The organism is Brachybacterium sp. HMSC06H03 (assembly GCF_001807385.1).
GTDB classification, from domain to species: domain Bacteria; phylum Actinomycetota; class Actinomycetes; order Actinomycetales; family Dermabacteraceae; genus Brachybacterium; species Brachybacterium conglomeratum.
This window is the reverse complement of record NZ_KV788860.1, coordinates 1-7,587: the sequence shown is the minus strand read 5'-3', so window position 1 is coordinate 7,587 and position 7,587 is coordinate 1. Positions and strand designations below refer to the sequence as shown.

Annotated in this window: 8 protein-coding genes and 1 pseudogene; 2 read left to right on the top strand and 7 right to left on the bottom strand. The window is 72.5% G+C overall.

Annotation, left to right across the window (positions count from 1 at the left end):
• Positions 1–579, top strand: a 579-nt coding sequence (locus tag HMPREF3159_RS11230; protein ID WP_070501099.1) for an OmpA family protein, incomplete at its 5' end; no start/stop codon positions are given.
• A 96-nt stretch (positions 580–675) separates the two neighbouring features.
• Here the strand turns inward: HMPREF3159_RS11230 and HMPREF3159_RS11225 are convergent.
• From HMPREF3159_RS11225 to HMPREF3159_RS11210, 4 genes are all read right to left on the bottom strand, one after another.
• Positions 676–906: a sulfurtransferase TusA family protein gene (locus tag HMPREF3159_RS11225; RefSeq protein ID WP_070501098.1), complete on the bottom strand. Its 231-nt coding sequence runs from the start codon at positions 904–906 to the stop codon at positions 676–678.
• A 62-nt stretch (positions 907–968) separates the two neighbouring features.
• Entirely contained in the window at positions 969–2,051 is a 1,083-nt protein-coding gene (locus tag HMPREF3159_RS11220; RefSeq protein ID WP_070501097.1) for a YeeE/YedE family protein, read from the bottom strand.
• 190 nt (positions 2,052–2,241) lie between these two features.
• Positions 2,242–2,565, bottom strand: a complete 324-nt coding sequence (locus HMPREF3159_RS11215) for a hypothetical protein (protein ID WP_070501096.1) — start codon at positions 2,563–2,565, stop codon at positions 2,242–2,244.
• A 121-nt stretch (positions 2,566–2,686) separates the two neighbouring features.
• Positions 2,687–3,577, bottom strand: coding sequence for a TolB family protein (locus tag HMPREF3159_RS11210; protein WP_070501095.1), 891 nt, complete (start codon positions 3,575–3,577; stop codon positions 2,687–2,689).
• A 142-nt stretch (positions 3,578–3,719) separates the two neighbouring features.
• Here HMPREF3159_RS11210 and HMPREF3159_RS11205 point away from each other — a divergent pair, with 142 nt between their 5' ends.
• Positions 3,720–4,970: an MFS transporter gene (locus tag HMPREF3159_RS11205; RefSeq protein ID WP_070501094.1), complete on the top strand. Its 1,251-nt coding sequence runs from the start codon at positions 3,720–3,722 to the stop codon at positions 4,968–4,970.
• 118 nt (positions 4,971–5,088) lie between these two features.
• Here the strand turns inward: HMPREF3159_RS11205 and HMPREF3159_RS11200 are convergent.
• From HMPREF3159_RS11200 to HMPREF3159_RS18205, 3 genes and pseudogenes are all read right to left on the bottom strand, one after another.
• A pseudogene (locus tag HMPREF3159_RS11200) lies at positions 5,089–5,371 on the bottom strand (DUF2277 domain-containing protein).
• 514 nt (positions 5,372–5,885) lie between these two features.
• Positions 5,886–6,683, bottom strand: coding sequence for an SDR family oxidoreductase (locus HMPREF3159_RS11195; protein WP_070501093.1), 798 nt, complete (start codon positions 6,681–6,683; stop codon positions 5,886–5,888).
• Positions 6,684–6,810: 127 nt separating this feature from the next.
• A complete protein-coding gene (locus tag HMPREF3159_RS18205) occupies positions 6,811–7,101 on the bottom strand; it encodes a hypothetical protein (protein ID WP_062948161.1) in 291 nt (96 codons plus the stop codon).
• Positions 7,102–7,587: the final 486 nt, after the last annotated feature.

The window sequence follows — 7,587 nt, the reverse complement described above, 5'->3', positions numbered from 1 at the left end:
ACCGCGGCCGCCGCCTCGCTCGCGGCATCCGCCCTGCTGCTCGCCCTCGGCGCGCCCGCGGCCCTGGCCGAGGGCGAGACGGAGGGGCCGCGCGAGCAGCCCTTCGAGATCACCGACGAGATCCTCCAGCGCTCGATCACGGTCTACGACCCGGCACGCTCGATCACCGAGTACGACCCCGCCCGCTCGATCACGGAGCTCGGCGGCAGCGAGCCCGCCGAGGACGAGGTGATCGTGCTCGAGGCTGACATCCTGTTTGCCTCCAATGCCTGGGACCTCTCCGGCGGGGCCGCGGCCCGCATCGTCGAGCTCGCCGCGGAGATCCCCGAGGGTGCGACCGTGCAGGTGGGCGGGCACACCGACTCGCTGCCGGTGGACCGCTCGCAGTACGACTTCGACAACCAGCAGCTCTCGGAGAACCGCGCCCAGGCGGTCGCCGACGCGCTCGCGGCGAAGCGTCCCGATCTCACCCTCGAGGTCACCGGGCACGGCGACACGAAGCCGTCCGCCGCCGGAGGCGGAGGGGACGAGGCGAGCAACGCGGCGGACCGCCGCGTCGAGCTGCGCTACGGGGACTGAGCGGATCGGCTGAGCGGACGACAGGATCCGAACGCCCGACGGGACCCGCCGCGAGAACTCTCGCAGCAGGGCCCGTCGGAGGCGTCGGCCGGGCTCTCAGGCGCCCTTGCGGACCGTGATCGTCCAGCCGGCTTCGCCGGTGCGGTCGAAGGCGACGACCTCGTGGCCGTCCGTCGCCGCCCACTGGGGCAGGGAGTCGGTGGCCTGGGTGCAGTCGAAGTCGATGATCAGGTCGTCGCCCGTGTTCAGCTGCTGCATCGCGTTCTTCGCGTCGATCAGCGGGAACGGGCAGACGGAGCCGTTGGTCTGGAGGGGGTAGGCAGCCATGGGAGCGGTCCTTCCGAAGGAGGGTCGGGGCAGTTCCAGGGGCTGTGCGGTGAGCGGGACGATCAGGAGGCGGGGGTGAGCACCGGGGCGGGGCGGCTGCTCGCGGCGGCGCGCTGCGGCCGCTGCAGGAAGAACCAGGCCGCACCCCAGGTGCCGAGCATGATCGCGACCAGCGAGACCCAGCCCTGGTAGCTGAACAGGCTGGTCTCCACCAGGGAGTTGCCGATGGTGCAGCCGCCGGCGAGCGCGGCGCCGACGCCCATCGCGACGCCGCCGCCGGCGCTGCGCAGCATGGTCTGGGCGTCCGGGACGCGCCAGCGGAACTCGCCGGAGAGCTGCGCGGCGAGGAAGGAGCCGACGAGGATGCCGAGCACGAGCATCACGGACCAGTCCACGAGGGTCACGTCCCCGGTGGTCAGGAAGGTGACGATCTTGGCCGACGGGGTGGTGATGCCGAGCCCGCCGTTGCGGCCCGCCGCGGTGGACAGCAGCCACGCGGCGATCGCAATCAGGCCCAGCAGCGCGCCGCCCACCCAGGGGCTCCAGGGGATGTCAGCGAGATAGTGGCCGAGGCCGGTGCGACGCGCCGGCAGCGTCGCGGAGGGACGGCCGGAGGCGGCACGAGCCTTGGCGGCGCGGTACCGGCGCACGACGAGCACGGCGACGATCGCGCTGAAGACGAGGGTGGGGACCCAGACGCTCACGCCGAGGGTCTCGTGGATCGTCGCGTCGGCGATGGTACGGGCGCGGGCGGCCTCGGTGAACCCTCCGAGCGGGCCGTACTTAATCACGGCGGCGAGCAGGGCGTAGAAGATCAGCGCGACCCAGGAGCCGATGAGACCCTCGCCGGCGCGGTAGTAGGTGCCGGTCGCGCAGCCGCCGGCCATGATGATGCCGACGCCGAAGATCAGTCCGCCGCCGATCACGGCGAGCGGGGCGAAGGAGGCGGGCTCGGGGGCGAGCATGCCCGTGCCGGTCAGCGCGGCGACGCCGACGGCCTGGATCGCGGTGGCGAGCAGGAAAGGGGTGAAATAGCGGGTGGAGCGGGTGAGGTAGAGGTCGCGGAACGCGCCGGTCACGCAGAACCGGGAGCGCTGCAGGACGTAGCCGAGCACGGCGCCGAGGAGGAGGCCGGTGAGGATCATGCGCGCCAGGCTAGCTAATGGGCGCCATAAGGGAAGCCGTGGGCCTGGGTCGAGGCGCGGGCTCGCCCGGCCGATGGGGCGTCCGACGGGGTCGAGGCGCGGGGCGCGCGGCGGGCTCTCGGCGGGCTCTCGGCGCACGGCAGGAACCTGGGGCGCAGCGGGATCTCGGCGCGCAGCGGGGCGACGGACGTCAGCCGATGCGCCCGCCGTAGCCGCGCTGGGCAGCCTTGTCCTTCAGATCAGCGAAGACCTTGCCGAGGCCGGTGGGCTCGGGCTCGTCCTCCGAGGGCAGCTCGATGTACTCCACGATCGAGCGCATCGTCGCCACGTCGATGCTGGGCATCCCGCCGGCCAGGAGAGTGCCGATCCGCTCGCCGACCAGGGTCTCGAGCCTGTCGGCCGCGTCGGCCCCACGCTTCTCGCGGGTCTCCTCGAGGCGCTCGCGCAGCATGCGCGCAGCGACGGGCGAGGCAGGGATCGGCTCGGGGTGTCCGGCGACGGTGATCTGTTCCATGGCGCTCCGCATCGGATCGAGGGGGCCGGGCGGCTGCGACCGGCTCCGAGCAGGGTACCGGGAGGCCCGGCGAGCGGCCCGGGGAGTCTGCAGAGCAGCGGTCGCAGCAGGCCGCGTCCTCTCAGTCGTGCAGCCCGTCCACGGGGTAGTCCACATAGGCGATCGAGCGGCCGTCCGGGGACCAGCTGTGCACGTTCATCGTGCCCTGGCCGCCGAACACGTGGGCGAGGTCGCGGGTCCCGGTCCCGTCGGCGGCGCACAGCCGCACGATCACGTCCTTGTCCGCGGGATGGCCCTCGGTGCCGGGCGGGAAGCTGACATAGGCGAGGCGGCTGGAGTCGGGCGAGACGTGCGGGAACCAGTTCACGCGCTCGTCGGAGGTGAGCTGCTCGATGCCGGTGCCGTCGAGGCGCATGCGGAACAGCTGGGCGTGGCCGGGAACGATGCGCGCCCGCTCGGAGTTGAAGTAGATCCACTGCCCGTCGGGCGAGTACTCGGATCCGTCGTCGGGGAACTCGTCGTCGGTGAGCTGCACGTCCTCACCGCCCGCGGCAGGGATCGTGAAGACGTTCGGCGGGGACCAGTTCCCCTCCGCATCGGCGGTCAGCCCGATGTAGGCGAGGGTTACGCCGTCGGGGCTGACGCCGTGGAGGAAGTGGAGCCGGCCGTCGTCGTTCGTGATCCGTCGGGCGGGGCCGCCGGCGAGCGGGGCGCGGTAGATGTGCCAGTCCATGCAGGAGACGAAGATGTGCTCACCGTCGGGGTCGAGGACGTGGTCGTTGTTGAGCTCGGGGAGGTCGCCGAGGTCGATCCGCTCCGGCGCGGAGCCCGGGCCGACGGGGAGGCGGAACAGGTGGCCGCCGCCGTTGACGTACAGCGAGGCGCCGTCCAGGGACCAGTTCGGGGCCTCGTAGAGAGTCTCGGCGGACTCGTGGACGAGGGTGCTCTCCCCGCTGTCGACGTCGAGGGTGAAGATGCGGGAGCGCTGGCCGGGAGCGAGGGTGCGTGCCATGAGGGGATTCTGCCCGACCCCGTTCCATCCCTCACCCCGCCCTGGCCCGGGCCCCTCCCCCGCCCTTACGATCGGTGGGTCCCCCTCCGCTTCCAGCGTCGGCAGCGAGTCCCCACCCCGTCCCGCCGCTGGAGGTCCCCCGATGACGCAGCCGCACGCTCCCCAGGCGCCGCTCTCCCCCGGACGCCTGCGCCTGGTGATCCTCGCGATGGCGCTCGGCGCCTTCGCGATCGGCACCACCGAGTTCGCCTCGATGGGGCTCCTGCCGCAGATCGCGCGGGACCTCGACGTCTCGACCCCGCAGGCCGGGATGCTCATCACCCTGTACGCGCTCGGCGTGGTTATCGGCGCACCGCTGGTGACGATCGCAGCCGTGAAGATGCCGCGCGCGAGGCTGCTGGTGCTGCTCATCGCGCTGATCGGGCTGGGCAACCTGCTCTCCGCCATCGCGCCGACGTTCTCGGTGCTGGCCGCCGCGCGCTTCGTCGCGGGCCTCCCCCACGGCGCGTTCTTCGGCGTCGCCTCGCTGGTCGCAGCTCGCCTCTCCCCGCCCGGACGGCGCGCCCGCTCCGTTTCCCTGGTGATGCTGGGCCTGACGATCGCGACGATGCTGGGCGTGCCCGCCTCCACCGCCTTCGGGCAGGTCGTCGGCTGGCGCTCCGCCTACGTGATCGTCGTGGTCGTCGCCGCTCTCAGCACGATCGCGATCTGGCAACTGGTGCCCGAGCCCGAGGGCGCCGGGGTCACCGGCTCGATCCGCGGCGAGCTGCGAGCGCTGCGCCGGGCGCAGGTGTGGTTCGCGCTCGGCATCGGCTCGATCGGGTTCGGCGGCATGTTCGCGGTGTACAGCTACATCGGCGAGATCGTGCCAGGGGTGATGGGGCTCGGCGAACGGGCAGTGCCGGTGGCGCTGTTCGTGTTCGGCGTCGGCATGACGATCGGCAACGTCCTCGCGGGCCGCGCCGCGGACCGCAGCCTCTACGGCACGATCTTCACCGGCCTGATCGGCATGACGGTGAGCCTCACGGTCTTCGCTCTCGTGGCCGAGAACGCGATCGCCGGGATGCTCCTGCTGCTCGCCCTCGCGATCACCTCGCAGTTCATGGGCCCCTCGCTGCAGCTGTTCCTGCTGGACGCCTCGCCGGATGCGCCCTCGCTCGCCGCGGCTCTGCACCACTCGGCCCTGAACATCGGCAACTCCCTCGGCGCGGCGCTGGGCGCGGCCGTGCTCGCCGCCGGCTGGGGACTGCTCGCCCCGGCCTGGACGGGCGTTGCCCTCGCGATCGCCGGACTCGGCATCGCCGGCTGGTCCTTCGCCGTGCACCGCCGCCAGCAGGCGCGCACCGCCGTCGAGGCGCCGACGACAACCGACGGGGTCCCCGCGGTCTGCTGACCCGGCACGGGCCGCTGGCCGGGGCCGGCCTGCACAAAGGGGACTCCAGCGGCACGGCGTGAAGCTGAGCTCCGCGGCATGCTGCTGGAGTCCCCTTCGTGCAGACGCCGCCCCCGGCTCAGGACGCGGCGGGCGTCCCGAACCGCTTCGCGCTGCGGGCCCGGGCCTTCTCCCGCTCGACCTCGCGGTCCTTCGGCGGCGCAGAGGTGACGAGATCGGCGAGCAGGTGCTCGGTGGCGTGGACGATCTGCGCCACCGCCCGCTCGAGCATCTCGGCGTTGGCCTGCGAGGGCCTGGTCATCGCGCTGGCCTTGCGCACGTGCTGCAGTGCGGCATCGTGCACCTCCTGCGAGGTCGCCTCCGGGCTCCACGTTGTGGAGGGGTCGGATGCTGCGGCACATGCCGTCAGGCTGGCACGTGCCGCGCGAGCCGTCGAGCCGGCCCTGCCGTCACGATCCTGCGCAGGACGATCCACCGGTCCATGACCCTTCCTCGCACGCCGCCCCCGTGGTAACACGGCCATGACCACGACCGATCCTGCCACCGATGTCCTCGTCATCGGGCCAGATCGCCCGAGATCTCGTGCTCCGCGTCGAGCACTGGCCACCATCCAGCGGCAGCGCCCGCGTCGCCGAGCGACGGGAGATGCTCGGCGGAAGGGCGCCGATCAGGCGGTCGCTCCGCGACATCTCGGGGCGCCGGTGCTCCTGCTCGGCGTCGCCGGGACCGACTGGACGAGGCCGTCGACGGGGCGGCCCGCGACCGGCAGACGGCTGCCCCCCAGCCGGGTCCCGCGAACCGGGCTCCTGGGCGACCGGCCGGCGGCGCTGCCGAGGAGGACGTCCTGTCGAACGGAGCGAGCCGGACGGCGCATGACCGCTCACGGTGCCGCCGGCGTCACGGGACCGTCCGGTCTCAGGGCCGGCGCCAGGCGTCGTCGGCCGTCGCCGCCGCGCCCTGCGGCCCCATCTGCAGCATCCCGCCGTCCACGGCCCAGGAGGCTCCGGTGACGTAGGAGGCCTGGGGGGAGGCGAGGAAGGCGATGACGGCCGCGACCTCGCGGGCGTCCCCGGGCCGTCGCAGCGGCACGCCGGGGCGCTCCTCGGTGCGGGGGTCCTGGTCGGTCTGCCCGGTCATAGGGGTCGCGATCTCGCCGGGCGCGACGGCGTTGGCCGTGATGCCGTGCTCGCCCAGCTCGAGGGCGATGGTCTTCAGCAGGCCGCCGAGACCGTGCTTGGCGGCGTCGTAGGCGGAGGATCCGACCTTCGGCTGGTGCTCGTGCACGCTGGTGACGCCGATGAGCCGTCCGCCGTTCCCGGCCTGGACGAGGTGGCGGGCGGCGGCCTGCAGGCAGACGAACGCGCCGTCGAGGTCGACGGCCATGACGTCGCGCCAGGTCTCCAGCGGCGTGTCCAGGAACAGCGTGCTGTGGCCTGCACCCGAGCACTGCACGAACACGTCGAGCCCACCGAGCTGCGCGACGAGCCGGTCCACGACGCCCCCGGCCCTCTCGAGGTCGGAGGTGTCGAGGTGGGCGACGACCGCCTCGCGGCCGTGGCTGCGGACCTCCTCGGCCGTGCCCTCGGCGCCCTGCCGGTCGGTGTTGAAGGTGATGCCCACGTCCATCCCGGCCTCGGCCAGGGCGACCGCGGTGGCCCTGCCGATCCCGGAGTCGGAACCGACGACGACAGCACGGGTGGGGGCGAAGGACATGGGATGCTCCTGTAGGTCGGGTCGGGCCGCACGGTCGAGGCGGGGAAGGTGCGCGTAGTGGAGGGGGACGGCCATCCGGCTGTCCCCCTCCACGTTCACGGGGCGCAGGAGCTGAGCCTCACGGGCCTCAGGAGCTCTGGCCGCCCTTGCGGCCGGCCTCGCTGGGGTCGGCGGAGTTCTTCTCGCCGAAGCTGCCCGAGCTCTCCTGGCCGCCCTGGCGACCGGCCTGGCTCGGATCGGCGGAGTTCTTCTCGCCGAAGCTGCCAGAGGACTCCTGGCCGCCCTGCCGGCCGGCCTGGCTCGGGTCGGCCGAGTTCTTCTCACCGAAGCTACCGGTGCTGGCCTCGCCGCCCTTCTGGGCCTGCTGCTCGGTGTCGTTCCGGTTGCCGAACTGTCCGGAGTTGTTCTGATCAGCCATGATGAAACTCCCTTCCTGTTCGCCGGTCAGTGTGCCCGGCTGAGCCATCTGCTCGTGGCAACGACGCTAGGACTCTCCCTCGGTGCCTGGCAACGTACCGACCCGTCCGGTCGACCGCCTTGCAAGTCCGTGCCAGAGGGCCGACCATACGCGCGACACGTACGGAGCATCGTCCGACTCACCGCGAAGCCACCGCCACGAGCTCCCGTCGAGAGCTCTCCGCTGCGGGACATGCCGAGCGGATCGTCAGTCGTCGGGGAGACGTAGCCCTTCGGTTCGGTGCATCGGTGCACGTGACGCAGCACCGAGGAGTCCCTCATGGCGGAAGCACTCGACACCGGACGATCCGCGCCCATCACTGCACCCCGCCGCTGCGCCAGGCGTCGGAGATGCTTCTGACCGTGCCCGCGAGGAGCGAGAACGCGCGCCATAGTGCGCACAGATTCCGGGCATGGCAAAAGGGAGTGGAGGAGGCGAACACCCGCT